Source organism: Streptomyces paromomycinus (genome assembly GCF_003865155.1).
Classification (GTDB): domain Bacteria; phylum Actinomycetota; class Actinomycetes; order Streptomycetales; family Streptomycetaceae; genus Streptomyces; species Streptomyces chrestomyceticus.
The window spans coordinates 9,395,163-9,410,442 of sequence record NZ_BHZD01000001.1 but is presented as its reverse complement, the minus strand read 5'-3'; the positions used below and the strand labels follow the sequence as shown (position 1 = coordinate 9,410,442).

Below are 15,280 nucleotides of genomic sequence, written 5' to 3'. Positions count from 1 at the left end.
CGGTGAGGGCGCAAGACGGGTTCGGCCTAGCAGGTGGAGTTGGCCTGGGTGAGCAGCCCCATGCGATAGGGCAGCTGTGAGTACTCGCCGTCGGAATGCGGGGGGCGCCCTTGGTAGACGTACTGGAGGTGGCAGGGGTCGACGGTCAGGTTCTGGTCGTTGTCCGAGCGGACCAGCTCGCCGTGGCTGATGTCGGCGGTCCAGGCGGGCCCGTTGAAGGAGACATTGGCCTTGCCCGCGAACGGGGCGCTCTCGGTGGACGCGAGCGGGGTCCAGGGCCCGGTCAGGCTGGTGGACGTCCAGGAGCGGAAGTAACGGCCGCCCGCTCCCATGGCCTCGACCAGCAGCAGGTACTGGTTGGTACCGGACACCTTGTAGATGTTCGACGCCTCGAAGAGCTTGGGCCGGGAATCGGAGAGCACGATGGTGGTGTCGCCGAAGCCGTTGGGGAAATTGGCGAGTGTGGTCCGGGCGCGGTAGAGGTGCCCGTTGTCGTCACTGAAGAACAGGTAACAGTTCGCGGTGTCGCAGATGGTCCAGAAGTCGATCCATCGCCCCTTTCCCTTGTTCTGCGTTACCACGTCGGGTTCCGAGGCGATGAAGGGCTTGGGGGCGGACCAGGAGGAGGGGTCGGCGGGGTCGGTCGTCGTGGAGTAGGTGGGCGGGCCGGTCTGGTAAACCATGTACCAGAGCTTCTGCGGGGCGAAGTAGAAGACCTGGGGCGCGGCCGCGTAACGGGTACCGATGGGCGAGGAGTCCAGGTAATGCTGGGTGGCGGAGGCGGCGTTCACCCACTTGTCGAAGCTGAAGTACGCCAGGCTCCATTTCCCGGCCGTGTTCGCCGTCGTGGCGTAGACGTGGTATTTCCCCTTGTACCGGACGACCGAGAAGTCCTTGATCGACACGAGCCGGTGCGACGCGTCCGACCGCGGCCCCGCCAGCACACCGGTCGACACCCATGAGAAGGCGGCGGGCAGGGAATTCGCGGTGGTCCCGGCCTTCACCAGCTGCCACTGCTGACCGGCCCCGCCCCGGTCGGTGTACTGGTTGACGGCGGCCCCGTCGGCCGTGGAAGCGCCTGCGGCCTCGACGGCCTTTGCGCTGTTGCGGTTGATCAGGCGCTGGTACCCGTCCGCGGAGTCCGCCAGGCGGAACTGCTGGCTGGACGCCTTCGTGTCGTCCCACTGCTGTATCCGGGCACCGTCGGCCGTCGACCGGCCCGCCACGTCGAGGACCTTGCCGGTGAAACGGGACCGCAACCGGTAATAGCCGTTCCCGGAGTCGATGAAGCGCCACTGCTGCCAGGCGCCGTCATTGCGGGTGTATTGCTGGAGCCCGACTCCGTTGTCGGTGTCCCGGTCGGTGACATCCAGCGCTTTGCCGCTGTTGCGGTTGACCAGGACGTACCAGGCGTTGGTGTCCACCGAGGCAGCCGACGCCGTTGTCGTGGTCAAGGCGATACACAGACCGGCGAGCAGCGCCGTGACCACGGTCCCGACCACGCTTCGTCGCCGACGCCACAGTGCCCGCCGGTGTGTGCTGTGACCTGTAGCCATATTCTCTCCTGAAGTCGTAGTGCTGCCTGAGTGGCGAAGTGGCAGGAATGAAGCGGCGGTACGGTGCGCGCCTGAGGTCGTACCGGCGTGTCCCGAAGCCGGACACGGCTGCCCGAGACATTGGCATGCGTGTTCTGCGGAGTCGCGCGCCCTTCCCGATGAGCCGGCCGTTTTTCACGTGGAAGTCGGCAGCGGCGTACGCGTGGGACCGAGTGCTCGCGGCGGGAGCGAATGTACGTGGCCGCACGGCAATACGTCCTTCCTGGCGACGGGTCTCGGCGGGAGACATTCGATACCACCGCCGAGCAGCGTCCACCGGATTCCGACAATGTCGCAGAACACGGCAACCTTTCAGCAGTCGGTGGCCGAACGGCAGGTTCTCTGTGAGGGTTCGTCCCCGGGGTGTGATGCGAAGTCCTTCCGCAGCCGGGCGAGGGGCGTCGAATCGGGTGTCGGGCATTTTCCGTCCTCTTGGCAGGGTGATGAATGGCGCAATATCGGGGGCTCGGATACACCGCTCACCTCCTGCCGGCCTTCAGTGGGTGTTGTCGTCGCGGTACGGCCACGGCAGGACGGTGCGGTCGAGGCACCGCCGAGCACAGGCGATCGACATGCCACGTCGCACAGGAACTCCTGGGTACGGGTGCCCGGTTCGCCCCTGAGAAGGGCCGACGAGAACTGCAAGCTCGTACCGGGCATCGCACCGCTCTCGCTGCTGGAGCGGACGAACACCGGTCGCACCGAGCAGAGCTCCGCCCTGTCCCCACTGGGTGGCGATCACCTGGCGGCTCGCCCGGGCCTCGGTGGCCCGGTGGCGGTCCCGTGGGTCGATCGTGCATGCCTGGTGACCGGTGTACCGGGGTGGGCCGTCCGTTGGGCGTCGGTCAGCCGGGGCGGGATCAGGCGCAGCCACCCTGGCCGGCGACTCCGGCTCCGGTTTCCCGCCGTACGACGGTGGTCTCGTCCAGCCAGGTCGCCGCCGACATGGCAAGGTCCAGGCCGAAGACTCCACCGAGTGCCGGCGTGGGGCAGGCGCGGCTCCCGGGCATGTGACGCCTCTTCTCGGTGTCTCGGTGTCTCGCTCTCTCGGTGTCTCGGAGACGGGCGCGGGTGGGTTGCCGCCGGACAGCGAGGCACGGACCGCCCGGCGCCGGGGGCCGGGCGGTCGTTCTCGGCGGCCGCCGTCCGTCGGCGGCGGTCAGAGTGCGTCGGGCTGGACGGCTGTCAGTCGCGCCAGGTGTCGTTCAGCTTGATCCCGGGGCCGGAGGGGACGGTGGTCCTGCGGTTGGCTCCGCCCTCCCAGGTGACGTGGCCCGTCGCGTCCTTGCGGAGGTACTTGTACGCGATCGATGTCCCCGCGGGCAGCTTCACGTCGAGCTTCCAGGTGGGGTAGCTCGCGGGGTCCAGCTTGAGGGCCTTGGAGGTGTTCCAGTTGCCCAGTGCGGCGTTGTCGCCGACGACGTAGACGTTCTGCCCCCACTGGGTGTTGGCCTTGACGTGGAAGGACGCTCCGGCGGCCGGCGGGGGTTCGGTCGGGGAGCTGTTGTCGCACTTCTTCGCTCCCGCGTGCAGGGCGAGGGCCGTGTCGGCGCCCAGGGTCGCGGTGAACCGTCCGGAGGAATCGACCGTGACGCCCTTGCCGGTCTGCACGTCGCAGTAACCGCCGGCGGGCAGGGAGGTCTGGAAGGTGCGGGTGAGCGGGGCGTCTTCGTGGTTGACGGCGACGTACGCCTTGTCGCCGCGCCCGAAGGCGATCTGGTTGTTGCCGTTGTCCCACCAGTGGGTCACCGGTGCGCCGGCTGCGGTGTTGCGGAACTTGACCATGCTCGCGATCTCGCGCCAGGCGTGCTGGCACTTCCAGCCGTTCTGGTAACAGGCTTCGGCGCGGCCGTTGTCCGGGCCGCCGGAGTCGTGGTCGGTGAACTCGTAGCCGGAGTGGACGTCGGGGGAACCGTACGGCCAGGCCAGCATGAAGACGTGGGCGAGGGTGTAGTCGGCACCGTCCTTGTAGTTGAGACTGCCGCCGTTGCGTTCGGTGTCGTGGTTGGTGACGAACACGGACGCCTTGTCGCTGCGGAGGTAGTTCCAGCCCTCACCGAAGTTCTTCAGCGCCGCGAGCTTCTCCTTGGTGAAGACCCGTTTGAGATCGTAGGCGTAGGTGAACTCCTGGACGTCTCCGGTGGTGTAGTACTCGGAAGGCTGGACGTCCTCGCCCGGGGCCCCGATGGTCTCCTGCTTCCAGTAGACACCGGGGTCGGTGAGCCGGGACTTGATGTCGGCGAGGTCGTTCTGCGGGATGTGCTTGGCGGCGTCGACACGGAAGCCGTCGACGCCGAGGGAGAGCAGGTCGTTCAGGTAGCCCGCGATCGTCTTGCGGACGTGTTCCTCGCCGGTGTCCAGGTCGGGCAGGCCGCCCATTTCGCAGTTCTGGGATTCCCAGCGGTCCCGGTAGTCGACGATCTTCTTCCGGCAGGTGTCCAGGTCGGCGCCGGAGTAGGTGCCGGGGTAGTCGTACTTGCTGAAGGGCGAGCCCGCGGAGCCGGTGCCGGAGGCGTTCGCCATGTGGTTGATCACCGTGTCGGCGACGACCTTGACGCCTGCCGCGTGACAGGTGTCGATCATGCTTTTGAGGTCCGAGCGGTCGCCCAGCTTGGTGCCGATCTTGTAACTGACGGGCTGGTAGGCCGTGTACCAGGGGCTGCCCGCCAGGTGCTCGTTGGGCGGGGAGATCTGGACGTACCCGTATCCGTCGGGACCCAGCTCCTCCGTGCACGCTTTCGCCACGGAGGAGAAGCTCCTCTCGAACATCACCGCCGTGACGTCCTTGCCGCCGGGCGCATCGGCTTGTGCCGACGTCGGTGCCGTGACGGCCGCAGCAGCTCCCGCCGCTAGGGCGAGTGCTGCGGCCACGGTCTTTCTGGCCATGGTGGGCTCCAGTCTGAGGGGGCGGGGGAGCCTCGATGAGCAACGCGCCATGCCGGACAAGGCGGACTGATTTTTGCAGCAAGTTTTTGCGGTCGAGACCGTACGGCGCCACTCACCCTTGGTCAACCCTTCGCGTCAGACGCACAGTTCGCCGAGGCAGAGGGCGAAATGCGAGCCCGCAAACTCTTTCGCAAATGTTTCAGCGGTGTTACCTTCAACGCACTCCGGCCCGCGGTCGTGGGGATGGCAGCAGGTATGTCCCCAACGCGCCCGGCCGACCGGGCCGGAGTGTCCGACGCCCCCTCCCCTGCCGCCGTACAGCCCCCTCAGGCGGCCGCGGACAAGGGCTCACACCAGGATCGGTGGTTGCGGTACCAGTCCGCGTGGCGGTCAGCGTCCGCTCGAAGCCGACACGCGACAGGCATCCCAGCTCTGCGGTGATCTTGCTGTGGTCCACCGCGTCCGGCGGTCGTGGCCCTTGCGGTCCTTGACGTGCGCTATGCGGTCGGGACCCGCACCGCACCGCCTCAGCAGGCGGTGCGCGAGGTCGAGATTGTTCAGGGAGTTGCCGCCCCGATGCCCCGATGTTGTACGTCTCGTCAGCCCGCCCGCCCGTGCGTCCGGACCGTCCGCGCGGTCGACGGGGTGTCCTTCACGATCCCGGTCGGCCCCAGGGCGGCGTACATCGGCGCCAACAGGGCGGGCAAGTCCACCACCATCAAGATGCTCACCGGCATCATGACACCGACCAGCGGGCACTGCCTGGTTCGCGGCATCGAGCCGTACCGGCACCGGAAGGCCAACCCCATGAGATCGGCGTCGTCTTCGGCCGGCGCAGTCAGCTCTGGTGGGGCCTGTCCGTCCCGGGCTCCTTCCGCATCCTGCACCGCGTCTACGAGATCCTCGCCCCGGTGTACCGCCGCATTCTCGCCCTGTACCGGGAACTGCTGGACATCGCCGCGATCTGCGACAGCGCCCCGGTCGTGGGGCGGGGCGGGTGGTGCGCCAGGGCAGCATCCGGGGCCTGCTGCGGACCGCCGGCCTGCGGTCCGTCCTGTTCGACCACCGGGACGCGACGGCCTCCGAGCGCGCCTGCGCGGACATCATGCAGCGGGGGCTGCCCGGGGTACGCGCCGCGTCGGCCGGGGACGGCCGGATCAGGGTCGCCGGGCAGCCGGCCCCCTCGCCCTGATGCCGGGACCACTCAAAGCGCTGGCGTCCGCACTGCCCTTCCAGGGCATGGTCGACTCACCTCTCCCGCTGCTGCTCGGCCGCTATGACGGAGCGGCCGACCCGCGGGCGTACTCGCTCTGCAAGTCGCTGGGTGGCCGGCCTGGCGCAGTGGGCCGTCAAGAGCTGTGGACCACCGCGCGGGGCGCCCCGCTTCCCTGACGGCCTGCCCCGCCGGCCGGCGCTTGCCGCAAGATCTCGCGACGCATTTCAGGGAGTGCTCCACGGCCGGTCAGCCCTCTCGATCCAGCCACTTTCCCTGGCTCACGACTCGCTCGGCAACCTAATGCCTTCCGCCGGCAACCTTCGCGAGGGTGCCCCGGACCGCAATCAACGAACCGAAGAAGGAGACGACGTGACGCACGACACGCACGAACCCGAGAGCTGCGAGCGCAGGCCGCCGGGCCGGAGAACCGTCCTGGCGGCGATGGGGGCCCTGCCGGTCCTCACGACCACGGCATCGGCATCGGCCAAGGGCACTTCGAGGACCGCGGCCCCCACCACGGCGTTCGTCGACCCCGCGGCGCGGCGGCAGACGATCCGGGGCTTCGGCGGCATGACGCACGCGGCCTGGATCGGCGATCTGACAGCCGCCCAGCGGGACACGGCGTTCGGCACCGGCGAGGGCCGGCTGGGACTGTCCGTCCTGCGCCTTCCCGTTCCGGAGAACCGGGCGGACTGGAGCCGCGATGTGGCGACGGCGCGACGCGCGGCCGAGCTGGGAGCGGCCGTGTTCGCGTCACCGTGGAATCCGCCCGCCCACATGGTGGAGACCTTCGTCCACGGCAGCCGGACCGACGCAAGGCGCCTCCGGCACGACATGTACGGCGCTTATGCCCGGCACCTGAACGACTTCAACGGTTTCCTGCGCAACCACGGAGTCAACCTGTACGGCATATCCGTGCAGAACGAGCCCGATTACGCACACGACTGGACGTGGTGGACCCCCGGCGAGCTGGTCCGGTTCCTGCGGGAGAACGCAGGCTCCCTCGGCACCCGGGTCATCGCCCCCGAATCCTTCAACTACACGAAGACCGTCTCGGACCCGATCCTCGACGACCCCGCGGCGCTCGCCAACGTGGACATCATCGGCACCCACCTCTACGGCACGCCTGTCAGGAACTTTCCCTACCCCCTCTTCAAGCAGAAGGGCGCGGGCAAAGAACTCTGGATGACCGAGGTCTACCATCCGGACAGCACCAGTTCGGCGGACCTCTGGCCGCAGGCCCTCGACGTGGCCGAGCACCTCCACCACGCCATGGTGGACGCCGAATTCCAGGCATACGTCTGGTGGTACATCCGCCGCAGCTACGGTCTCCTGCGCGAAGACGGCCACCTCAGCAAGCGAGGCGCCTGCATGGCGCACTTCGCCAGGTTCGTCCGTCCCGGATACGTACGGATCGAGGCGACGGCGACCCCGGCGCCGAACGTCTACGTCTCAGCGTACCGGGGCAGCAGCTCCGTCGTTGTCGTCGCCACCAACAAGACAACGTCTCCGGTGAGCCAACAGTTCACCCTGAAGCGCGGCACCGCGTCCCGCGTCTCGTCCTGGCTGACCGACGCGAGCCGGAACGTCGCTCTTCAGGGCACCGACGGCCTGTCGAACGGCTCTTTCACCGCCATGCTTCCCGCTCGGAGCGTGACGACCTTCGTCACCGCATGACCGGGATTCCAGGAGGGAAGGACGGCTCTGGGACAATCAGGGAAGGACCAGCAATGAGATCCAGTTCGACTGTCAGCGCCGCGACGATTATGGCAACGCGACGCGCTCGAGGTCGTCCCATCCATCGACGGAATACCGCTCACCGACCTGATCGACAGGTTCGAGACGGAAACCGGGATGCAGCCCGCAGGCGATGCCTACGGCGGTATTTTCCCGCAGCTTTTCCGGCTCGGTCCGATGGAAGACTACTTCCATGGACGGTCCGCCGACGTGCTGGGAACGACTTCCCTGCTCGGCTGTGGATGCGGCGAATTGAACTGCTGGCCGCTCATGGCCCGCATCACGGTGACAGACGAATTCGTGATCTGGGACTCCTTCCAGCAGCCCTACCGCATGGAACGCGACTACACGGCGTTCGGTCCATTTCGCTTCGACCGGAATCACTACCATGACGCCGTGCAAGCCCTGAGCGCGGACATCAGATCCGACAACACATGATCACACCGCGCCCGGGAGCGTTCGGCCGGCCTTCCCGGCAAATTCGCAGAAGCGTGCCTCCGCTGCCCGATGCTGTAGATCAACCCGAAGATGGTTCCGCGCCTGGGGGAAGTGGAGCAGGACCGGATCATGAGGCGCGGGCGGCGAGCAGAGGAGGAACAGTGGCTCGGCGAGATCGAGGGCATCGACCTGACGTTGTCCTGCCAAGATGCACCTCATCGTCGACCGCAACGGCCTGCCCCTGCCGGGAACCCCGAGCGCGTCCTCGCCCGTCACCGCCATCGGCTGCAGCCTCACGCGTCACCTGATGAAACGGCTCCTCAAACGGACATCCTGGGTCCACGCGTTGGTCCCGCCCTTGGGTGTGGTCTTACAGGCCAGGGCATAACAGCGCCAGACCCAGGTGCCATTCTGCCTGCGGCGGATCTCGATCTCCGCCCCGCCGCACCGCCCGCAGCGGGGCGGAGCGGAGCGGCAAAGACCGCCGCATGCTCGTGTTCCAGCAGCTTCCGGGCGAAGTGCGCACCCCGCATCGTCAGCATGACTTCACGGGTCCACCTCTGCGAGAGGACGTTGAGGCTGCCGAGCATGACCATCCGCTCGTCGATGACCGCGATCTTCTGGTGCATGACGTTCATCGGTACGACCACATCCACGATGGTCCGCAGGTCGGCGATGAGTTTCTGGTTGGCCGGCTTAGGAGTGCCGTGCGTGCCGGATCTCCTCGGTGAACGTGCGGAAGAAGTCGCGTTCATCGTCGATCTCCGTCACCTCGACGTGCCGGCTCAGCACCTCGGCGAGCGCGGTGCCGAACTCCCCACGGCACGCGGGCGGCGCGGTCGGCGGGGTGATCAAGGACTTGGCTTGGAGGACCCGCACACCACGCCGACTGCCGACGAGTGCCGCGAGGTGCGCCAGGGCCGTCCCCGGTTTCGCGTTCTTGACGCGTTCGCCGCTGGCGATGATGTACAGACGCGTCTTGACCCGGGTGACGGCCACGTTGAAGAGACGGACGCCGTCCCGGGGCCAGCTGCTCGCCGCCGGCTGGAGGTGGGCGCAGGCCATCCACAGCTCGCGGCTGCCCGCCCCGCCTTCCACCGTGTCGAAGACGACGATGTCGAACTCCCGGCCCTGGAACCTGTGCGCGGTTCCGACCTCTGCCGACGCGCCCCCTCCCGGGCCTTCCACGTCCCGCAGTGCCTCCAGAGTGGCGTCGGACTGGACTCGGTAGGGCGTGACGATGCCTGTCTCCTCCGAGCTGATCGGGACCGATGTCGGAGCCACGAAGATCGACAGCGTACTGCCCCGCACCCCCGGTGCGGGCCGCCCGGCCGATGCGCTGCCAGCGCGGCTGCTTGCCCGCACCGCCTTCCACGTTGATCCACTCGCCGAGCGCCGTAGCGATCTCGTCGCGCCAGCCCACGTACCAGTCCCCCCGCCTGCGGCCCTCGTCTCCCCAGCGGCCAATTTACCCACGCCGCCGAAGTGACATACGACAGGGCTACCTGCGGGCAGCCGGAACTGGACGGATCTCACCGGAGCCGGCTGCGGGTGCCGACGCCCTGACAGAAGCGCGGAGGCCGCGGAACACACGCCGTACGACCACGTCGCCGCCGGCTGACGTGCTGATCGCCTGATGCCCCGCTGACGGGAGGGCCCCGCACGGACCCGGAAAGCCGGGAGTACACGTGCGGGGCCGCTCACCGGGTGTGGGCCGTCAGACTCCGACCAGGGTGTACGTACCCGTGCCGTCCTGCCTGCCACTGGAGTACTGGCGGATGAACTCCCCGTCCGCGTACCGGTCGTGGCCCATCATGGAGCCGGTGTACTTGTTCTGCACACCGATCTTCGAGCTGCCGGGTACGTCGCGGTAGATGTAGAACCGCTGGAGGTCGTCCTCCGCGCAGGTGACCGTCTGCAGGACCGCCCGTTCGGTGGCCGCGTTCTGCGCGGCGATGGTCGCGCACCCGCCGTTGCCCCAGTTCCACAGGGACGCCTCAAGGACCCCGTTGCGCTCCGTCACGTTGCACAGACGCCAGTTGTCCAGGTGGGCGCTGAAGATCGACGAGGGACGCAGGCGGACGCCGTCGGCCGCCAGGACCGGCGCGCCCCAGGACAGGGGCTTGCCGGGTACGGCGATCTTGTAGACCTGGGCTTGGCAGTCGAGAGCGGCCCGCGCGCTACGCCCGGTGGTGGCCTTGGGCTGTTCAGCGGACGTACCGCCGGCGTGCGCCGGGGGCTGCGCGAGGCGGTCCCGCGTCTGCTTCTTTGCCGGCGCCACCGCGCCCGCCGGACGCTCGGCCTTCGCGGCGGCCGAGCCGCAGTCGAGGAGGCTTTGCGCCTTGGCCATGATGCTGCCCGCGGGCACTTGGTCCTGGCAGCGCACCGCGCCTTCCTCAAGGGTGGTGTAGGTGGTGAAGTTGCCTCCGTCGGGCCCCTCGACCCACTTCAACGCCCACCTGCCGTCGCCCTGTTGGACGCGGTTGCAGTTGAGGCTCACGTACGTGCCGGTGACCTTCTTGGTGCCCTTGTAGGCGCCGTAGTAGCCGGGCTGGCTGAAGTTCCACGTGACCGCATTCGACTCGGTGTTGGTGGAGGTGTAGTCGACCTTCACGTCATAGCCCAGGCTCGTGCCGACCTTGCCGAGGGCCTCGGTGCCGAAACCACCCTCGATTTTGCCGCTGAGGCCGACGGAGACCGTGACGGTCGTCTCGGTGGTGGTGGTGACGGTCTGGGTGCCGGTTGTGCCCTCGGTGACGTACCAGCCCTTGAAGTGGGTGATCGTCGGGGACACTTCGGTGGACTTGATGTACGGGTGGCGTGTGCCGAGGTCGGCCGCCGTACAGGCGTCGCCGGGCGCGGGCGTCTGCGCCGTCGTGGTGGTGGGCGCTGCGGCAGCCGGCGAGGCGGCGAGGCCCACGGCGGTGACCGCCCAGGCGGCCGCCGCAGCGGTCACCGCCATGAGTGATCTGCCGGTGCGGCTGACGGGTCCTGTGGGGCGCATCGTTGCCCTTTCCCCCTGGTCGTGTGTGTGCGGTCAAGGGGTGAACGTAGCGGCCACGGGGGCGGGGGCGAGAGCCTGGAACTGGCCAAAAATGATCATAGAGTGGCTGATTCCACCCATCACCGCCAACGGCCTCGTTCTGGAGATGCCCGCCGGGCCCCTGTCCGGCGTCTACGACCCCACCGGGCCGGGGAAGCTGCTGCCGGGCGAGCCGGGGAGGCAGCCACGATCCGGACTGCTGCTCCCCCCAGGAGCGTCCACTCCTGCCGCTCCTGCCGCTCCTGCTACGACGCGCCGGCGAGCCTGCCCATCACTTCGTACATCTGCTGCGGGGTCGGCGGGGCGACGGAAAGCGACCCTTGCGCCGATTCCGCGCTCAGTCCGTCGAGCAGGAAGGCGACTTGGCGGCGCCAGGCGTCCGGCGCAGTGTCCGCGACGGCACGAGCGAGCAGAGCGCTGGTGCCGAAGAACAGCAGGAGGTCCTCGCCGGTGAAGTCCGGGCGGACAGCGCCGGCCAGCCGGGCCCGCTCGATGATCCGCGCGGCGGCGTCCTGCGCCCGGCCACAGATGGCCATCAGGCACTCGGCAGCCGGAAAGCATCCGCTGACGACGTCGGCGACCGCGGGATCGGTGGCCTGCAGTTCACAGACCTTTTCGACGTAGTACGCGAACCCCTCCCCGGCATCCTCGAAGGACAGGGCGCGCTCGGCGGCTTCGCCGAGCCGGTCCGCGGCGAGGCCGGCCACCACTTCGTCGATGAGGGCCTCGCGGGTGCCGAAGAGGTTGTAGAGCGTGCCATGGCTGACACCGGCCCGGCGGGCGATTTCCTTCAGGGGCACCTTGAGGCCGCGCTCCTGGAAGAGCTCGGCGGCGGCTGCCCGCAGTTTCTCCGCGTTTCGTTGCGCGTCGGCCCGCATCAGGTCGTTCCTCCCGGCTCCGGCATTGCGTGCCTCCATGATCGCATTCACCGCGGAATCAACTTGACCCCTGGGTCAACTCACATGTTACCGTCGGCGAGCAAGTTGACCCCCGGGTCAAGAACGTTGTCACGGCAAGGAGCAGTCCTGTGTCCAAAGTGATCGCCGTTTTCGGTGCCGGTACCGGTCTGGGGGTGTCCGTGGCCCGTCGCTTCGGGCGCGAGGGTTTCCGGGTCGCGTTGGTGGCCCGCCGCAAGGACCGGCTGGACGCCCTCGTCGAGCTGCTCGCCGGTGAAGGCATCGAGGCGGTGGCGTTCTCCGCCGATCTTTCCCAGCCCGCCGAGGTGCCCGCGCTCGTCGAGGCGATCCGTGACCGCTTCGGCCGGATCGACGTGGTCGCGTACGGGCCGATCAGCGGCGACCAGGGCTTCACCCCGGCCGCCGAGCTGGACGCGGCCACTCTGGAGCGGCTGACCCCGCTGCTGCTGTTCACCCCGGTCGAGGTGGTCCGGGCCGTACTGCCGGAGTGGACCGAGCGTGGCGAGGGTGCCTTCCTGCTGGCTCAGGGCTACTCGGCGGCGCAGCCGATGCCCCGGCTCAGCGGCCTGGGCCCGGTGATGTCCGCCACCCGTAACTATCTGTACTCCCTCCACGCCGAACTGGCTGACACGGGCATCTACGCCGGCGCCCTGACCATCGCGTCCCTGATCGCCCGCAGTGAGGTGGCCGCCGCGGCCCAGTCCGCCTTCGAGTCGGCCGACGGTCCGCACTTCCCGGTTGCCGACCCGGACGACCTCGCAGAGCACTACTGGAACATGTACACCAGGCGCGACCGCGTCGAGCAGTTCCACCCCGAGTCGATGACTCCGCAGGCCGCTGCGTAGCGTCTGCGCCGCAGAGCAGGACGGGGCGGGACGTCCAGGGTCAGGTGTCCCGGGACGTCACCCGTCAGCCGCCCCTTCAGGACGCGCGGCGGAGCAGCGAGCCGCCGCAATGCGCCCCTGCTCTGACACCTCCCACCGTTGTCCCGCCCGGCAGCGCTGTCCGGCCGGCGTCATTCGGTCCAGCACCAGTCGGCGACCTCCGGCAGGTCCGTGCCGCACTCGCGGATCCAGGCACGGTGGCGGGTGCGGGCGTCCTCCATCGTCTGCCGGACTGCGGCGGCCCGGACGGCCAGTCCGGGGACGCGGTCGATGACGTCCATGACCAGGCGGTAGCGGTCGAGGTCGTTGGTGACGACCATGTCGAAGGGGGTCGTGGTGGTGCCGATCTCCTTGTAGCCGCGTACGTGCAGGTGGGCGTGGCCGGCGCGGCGGTAGGCGAGGCGGTGGATGAGCCAGGGATAGCCGTGGTAGGCGAAGATGACCGGCTTGTCGGTGGTGAACAGGGCGTCGTACTCCGCGTCGGACATGCCGTGCGGGTGTTCCTCCTTCGGCAGCAGCCGCGCCAGGTCGACGACGTTGACGACGCGTACGGACAGCTCCGGCAGGTACTGCCGCAACAGCCCGGCGGCGGCCAGGACTTCCTGGGTGGGGACGTCACCCGCGCAGGCCAGGACCACGTCCGGCTCGCGGGTGCCGTCGTCGGTGCCCGCCCATTCCCACATCCCGGCACCGCGGGCACAGTGGGCGCGGGCCGCGTCCAGGCTCAGCCAGTCGAAGCAGGGCTGTTTGCCGGCGACCACGACGTTGACGTAGTCGCGGCTGTGCAGGACGTGTTCGGCGACCGAGAGCAGGGTGTTGGTGTCCGGCGGCAGGTAGACGCGGACGACTTCGGGACTCTTGTTGAGGACGTGGTCGATGAAGCCGGGGTCCTGGTGCGAGAAGCCGTTGTGGTCCTGGCGCCAGACATGGGAGGTGAGGAGGTAGTTGAGGGAGGCGATGGGGCGGCGCCAGGGCAGGCGACGGGTCACCCGCAGCCATTTGATGTGCTGGTTGACCATGGAATCGACGATGTGGACGAACGCCTCGTAGCAGGAGAACAGACCGTGGCGGCCGGTGAGGAGGTAGCCCTCCAGCCAGCCCTGGCACGTGTGCTCGGACAGGATCTCCAGGACGCGGCCGTGCCGGTCCAGGTGCTCGTCGGTGTCGGCCGTCGCCGCCTGCCATGCCTTGCCGCTGGCTTCGAACACCGCTTGCAGCCGGTTGGAGGCGGTCTCGTCGGGGCCGACGATACGGAAGTCGCGGCGGCCGGCGGTGTCCGCCATGACTTTTTGCAGCAGGTGTCCCAGAACGCGGGTGGGTTCGTGGAGGGTCGCGCCGGGCTTGTCGACCGGGACCGCGAAGCGCTCCAGGGCCGGCACCGGCAGGCCGCGCAGCAGCAGGCCGCCGTTGGCGTGCGGGGTCGCACCGAGCCTGCGCCGCCCTTCGGGTACGCACGCCAGCACCTGCGGCCGGGGATGACCGTCCGCGTCGAAGAGCTCCTCCGGGTGGTACGAGCGCAGCCATTCTTCCAGTTGCCGCAGGTGGTCGGGGTGGTCGCGGACGGCGGCCAGCGGGACCTGGTGGGCGCGCCAGGTGCCTTCGACGGGGAGGCCGTCGACTTCGGCGGGGCCGGTCCAGCCTTTGGGGGTGCGCAGCACGATCATGGGCCAGGCGGCGCGCTCGGCGGTGCTTCCGTCGCGGGCCGCGCGCTGGATCGCGGTGATGCGGTCCACGGCGGTGTCCATGGCGGCTGCCATGGCACGGTGGACGGGCAAAGGGTCGTCACCGGTGACGAAGACCGGCTCGTGACCGTATCCCCGCAGCAGCGCGTCGAGTTCTGGTTCGGGCAGCCGGGACAGCACGGTCGGGTTGGCGATCTTGTAGCCGTTCAGGTGCAGGACCGGCAGCACCGCGCCGTCGTGCACCGGGTCGAGGAACTTGGTGGAGTGCCAGGACGCCGCGAGCGGGCCGGTCTCGGCCTCGCCGTCGCCGATGACGCAGGTGACGAGGAGGTCAGGGTTGTCGAAGGCGGCGCCGTAGGCGTGTGCGAGGGAGTAACCCAGCTCGCCGCCTTCGTGGATGGAGCCGGGTGTCTCGGGCGCGACGTGGCTGGGCACGCCGCCGGGGAAGGAGAACTGCCGGAACAGCCGGGCCATACCGGCGGTGTCCCGGCCGATGTCCGGGTAGGTGTCGGTGTAGCTGCCTTCCAGCCAGGAGTTGGCCAGCACCGCGGGCCCGCCGTGGCCCGGCCCCCAGACACACAGCGCGTCCAGGTCCCGGCCCTTGATGATCCGGTTGAGGTGCGTGTGGACGAGGTTGAGGCCGGGTGAGGTGCCCCAGTGGCCGAGCAGCCGGGGTTTGACGTGCTCGGGCCGCAGGGGTTCGGCGAGCAGGGGGTTGCCCATCAGATAGATCTGGCCGACGGCGAGGTAGTTGGCGGCGCGCCAGTGGGCGTCGAGCGCCTGGAGTTCGTCGTCGGTGAGGTCGGGCGCGGGGGACATGTGTGCCTCCGGAACTGGGGGTGGGCCTTCCCGTGTCGCGCACAGCCTGGACCCGTCCGGCCT

Annotated in this window: 13 protein-coding genes and 1 pseudogene; 6 read left to right on the top strand and 8 right to left on the bottom strand. The window is 68.8% G+C overall.

The features are described 5' to 3' along the window. Positions 1-26: 26 nt before the first annotated feature. The 3 genes from OEIGOIKO_RS39970 to OEIGOIKO_RS39965 form a co-directional block, all read right to left on the bottom strand. On the bottom strand, positions 27-1,454 hold the full coding sequence (locus OEIGOIKO_RS39970; protein ID WP_246177901.1) for a non-reducing end alpha-L-arabinofuranosidase family hydrolase: 1,428 nt from the start codon (positions 1,452-1,454) through the stop codon (positions 27-29). Between the two features lie 1,001 nt (positions 1,455-2,455). Then, positions 2,456-2,605 (bottom strand): hypothetical protein, encoded by a 150-nt coding sequence (locus OEIGOIKO_RS41995; RefSeq protein ID WP_170251992.1) that lies wholly within the window; start codon positions 2,603-2,605, stop codon positions 2,456-2,458. 175 nt (positions 2,606-2,780) lie between these two features. After that, positions 2,781-4,481, bottom strand: coding sequence for a carbohydrate-binding module family 20 domain-containing protein (locus OEIGOIKO_RS39965; protein WP_125058162.1), 1,701 nt, complete (start codon positions 4,479-4,481; stop codon positions 2,781-2,783). A gap of 576 nt (positions 4,482-5,057) precedes the next feature. Between OEIGOIKO_RS39965 and OEIGOIKO_RS44045 the strand changes: the two are divergent. The 5 genes and pseudogenes from OEIGOIKO_RS44045 to OEIGOIKO_RS39940 all read left to right on the top strand — a co-directional run. Further along, positions 5,058-5,225, top strand: a pseudogene (locus tag OEIGOIKO_RS44045) (ATP-binding cassette domain-containing protein); the annotation flags it as partial. Between the two features lie 256 nt (positions 5,226-5,481). Then, positions 5,482-5,673: a hypothetical protein gene (locus OEIGOIKO_RS43405; RefSeq protein ID WP_246177899.1), complete on the top strand. Its 192-nt coding sequence runs from the start codon at positions 5,482-5,484 to the stop codon at positions 5,671-5,673. Next, a complete protein-coding gene (locus OEIGOIKO_RS43400) occupies positions 5,673-5,873 on the top strand; it encodes a hypothetical protein (protein ID WP_125058161.1) in 201 nt (66 codons plus the stop codon). Before OEIGOIKO_RS43405 ends, OEIGOIKO_RS43400 begins: the two co-directional genes overlap by 1 nt. 265 nt (positions 5,874-6,138) lie before the next feature. Further along, on the top strand, positions 6,139-7,374 hold the full coding sequence (gene xynC / locus OEIGOIKO_RS39945; protein ID WP_170252102.1) for a glucuronoarabinoxylan endo-1,4-beta-xylanase XynC: 1,236 nt from the start codon (positions 6,139-6,141) through the stop codon (positions 7,372-7,374). 177 nt (positions 7,375-7,551) lie between these two features. Then, the gene (locus OEIGOIKO_RS39940) at positions 7,552-7,872 is read left to right on the top strand and encodes a hypothetical protein (RefSeq protein WP_246177897.1); all 321 of its coding nucleotides are present in this window, start codon (positions 7,552-7,554) and stop codon (positions 7,870-7,872) included. A 320-nt stretch (positions 7,873-8,192) separates the two neighbouring features. Here OEIGOIKO_RS39940 and OEIGOIKO_RS43395 read toward each other — a convergent pair whose 3' ends face one another. The 4 genes from OEIGOIKO_RS43395 to OEIGOIKO_RS39915 form a co-directional block, all read right to left on the bottom strand. Further along, positions 8,193-8,627, bottom strand: a complete 435-nt coding sequence (locus tag OEIGOIKO_RS43395; RefSeq protein WP_246177896.1) for a phospholipase D-like domain-containing protein — start codon at positions 8,625-8,627, stop codon at positions 8,193-8,195. Further along, entirely contained in the window at positions 8,569-9,156 is a 588-nt protein-coding gene (locus OEIGOIKO_RS43390) for an AAA domain-containing protein (protein ID WP_246177895.1), read from the bottom strand. Before OEIGOIKO_RS43390 ends, OEIGOIKO_RS43395 begins: the two co-directional genes overlap by 59 nt. A gap of 433 nt (positions 9,157-9,589) precedes the next feature. Further along, positions 9,590-10,876, bottom strand: coding sequence for a hypothetical protein (locus OEIGOIKO_RS39925; RefSeq protein WP_125058159.1), 1,287 nt, complete (start codon positions 10,874-10,876; stop codon positions 9,590-9,592). Positions 10,877-11,160: 284 nt separating this feature from the next. After that, positions 11,161-11,793 (bottom strand): TetR/AcrR family transcriptional regulator, encoded by a 633-nt coding sequence (locus tag OEIGOIKO_RS39915; protein ID WP_125058158.1) that lies wholly within the window; start codon positions 11,791-11,793, stop codon positions 11,161-11,163. A gap of 149 nt (positions 11,794-11,942) precedes the next feature. On the opposite strand from OEIGOIKO_RS39915, the gene OEIGOIKO_RS39910 reads away from it, so the two are divergent. Further along, positions 11,943-12,677, top strand: a complete 735-nt coding sequence (locus OEIGOIKO_RS39910) for an SDR family NAD(P)-dependent oxidoreductase (RefSeq protein ID WP_125058157.1) — start codon at positions 11,943-11,945, stop codon at positions 12,675-12,677. 170 nt (positions 12,678-12,847) lie between these two features. On the opposite strand, the gene OEIGOIKO_RS39905 is transcribed toward OEIGOIKO_RS39910, so the two are convergent. Next, the gene (locus OEIGOIKO_RS39905) at positions 12,848-15,217 is read right to left on the bottom strand and encodes a phosphoketolase family protein (protein WP_125058156.1); all 2,370 of its coding nucleotides are present in this window, start codon (positions 15,215-15,217) and stop codon (positions 12,848-12,850) included. Positions 15,218-15,280: the final 63 nt, after the last annotated feature.